A 1,662-nucleotide genomic window follows, 5' to 3' on the forward strand; every position below is an offset into this window, starting at 1 on the left:
TGCGCACCCTGCTCGGGGTCGGGAGCACGGTTAGGCCTGGCATCACGATTGGAACAGATGCGGTGGTAGGCGCCGGCAGCACGGTTGTATCCGATGTGCCGAACGGCGCAGTCGTTGCTGGTGTGCCTGCTCGCGCATTGCGAGGTGCGGCGAGAACATGAGGATTGGGCTTATCTCGTCTACAGTGCCTCTCATCAACGGAGGGGCCCGATTCATCGTCGAAGGGCTTGCCGAAAAGCTGCGCGAATACGGTCATCAAGCGGAAATCGTCTATGTCCCCTCTACAGACGAGCCAAGCGAGATTCTAACGCAGATGAACGCCTTTCGCTTGATTAAGTTAGATAGGTACTTCGATCGAGTGATCACGTTCAGGCCTCCGGCGCATGTGGTCCGCCATCCTTGCAAAGTAGTATGGTTTATCCATCATATTCGAGTCTTCTACGACCTCTGGCAAAGTTCCTATCGACCGGTGCCTGACCTGGCACCCTGGCGCGCATTGCGAGATACTTTGATCCGCGCCGACACCGCCGCAATTAGCGAAGCACATCGCGTCTTCACAAACTCTCAAGTCGTCAGTGATCGGCTGCGCCTCTACAACGGTCTGGCCAGTGAAGTTCTCTATCCGCCCTTGCAGCGTCCCGAGCTATTCCACTCCAGAGTCTACGGGGAGGAAATCGTCTCTGTCTGCCGTATGGAGCACCATAAGCGACAGCACCTCCTGGTCGAGGCCATGCGGCATGTGCAAACACCAGTGCGTTTGCGGCTGAGTGGATTGAGTCAGAGTAGTGAGTATATCGCCAGCCTACACAGAATGGTGGCAGACGGAAATCTGCAAGAGAGAGTCCAAATTGAATCACGTTGGATTACCGAGGAGGAGAAAGCAGATCGGCTCGGCGGCGCATTGGCGAACGTTTATATACCTCTGGATGAGGACTCCTACGGCTATCCAACCATTGAGGCCGCACAGGCCCGGCGCTGTACCGTCACTGTCAATGACGCAGGAGGTGTCTTGGAATTCGTTACGGCTGGCATTAATGGTTTCATTGTGCCGCCCGATCCACGTGCGCTTGCCGCGGCCTTCGATCAATTATACCTCGATCGCGCCCAGGCGGGCAACATGGGAGAGCAGGCAAGGGCTCGCATAGCGGAATTGCACATATCCTGGGACGCCGTTGTAGCGAAGCTACTGGCATGAAGGTTCTTGTATTGACGACCTGTGTCCCGTTCCTCCGGGGGGGGGCAGAGATCCTGCGTGATAGTCTTGTTGCAAGACTGCAAGAAATGCATGTCGAAGCCGAAGCCGTGAGCATTCCCTTCACGTGGGATCCGCCCGAGCTCCTGATTGAAGAGATGCTCATAGCGCGAGGCCTACGGTTGACAAATGTCGACCGTGTGATTGCTTTGAAATTTCCTGCTTATCTGATCCCCTTCGAGAACAAAGTCATCTGGCTGCTTCACCAGTATCGGCAGGCCTATGATCTGTGGGATGCCAGCCAAACCAATTTGTCTGAGACGACGCGCGGCGACGTGATCCGAAATATGATCTATCGTGCAGACAATTCTGCCTTCGCTGTCGCCAAGGCGATTTTCACATCGTCTCCGGATACCCGTGATCGCTTGCGCCGCTACAATGGGTTTGACTCTGAGGTCCTCCCAGCTCCA

3 protein-coding genes are annotated in these 1,662 nt (G+C 55.6%); all 3 read left to right on the forward strand.

The window, feature by feature from the left end; translation table 11 throughout:
* Positions 1 to 8: 8 nt before the first annotated feature.
* On the forward strand, positions 9 to 161 hold the full coding sequence (locus tag WA354_RS23330) for a hypothetical protein (RefSeq protein WP_472815426.1): 153 nt from the start codon (positions 9 to 11) through the stop codon (positions 159 to 161).
* 23 nt (positions 162 to 184) lie between these two features.
* Positions 185 to 1,195, forward strand: coding sequence for a glycosyltransferase family 4 protein (locus WA354_RS23335; protein ID WP_472815424.1), 1,011 nt, complete (start codon positions 185 to 187; stop codon positions 1,193 to 1,195).
* Positions 1,192 to 1,662 (forward strand): hypothetical protein (locus tag WA354_RS23340; protein WP_472815425.1); only part of this gene is annotated, 471 nt, incomplete at its 3' end. The genes WA354_RS23335 and WA354_RS23340, both read left to right, overlap by 4 nt.

This window comes from Occallatibacter sp., assembly GCF_049802275.1.
Classification (GTDB): domain Bacteria; phylum Acidobacteriota; class Terriglobia; order Terriglobales; family Acidobacteriaceae; genus Telmatobacter.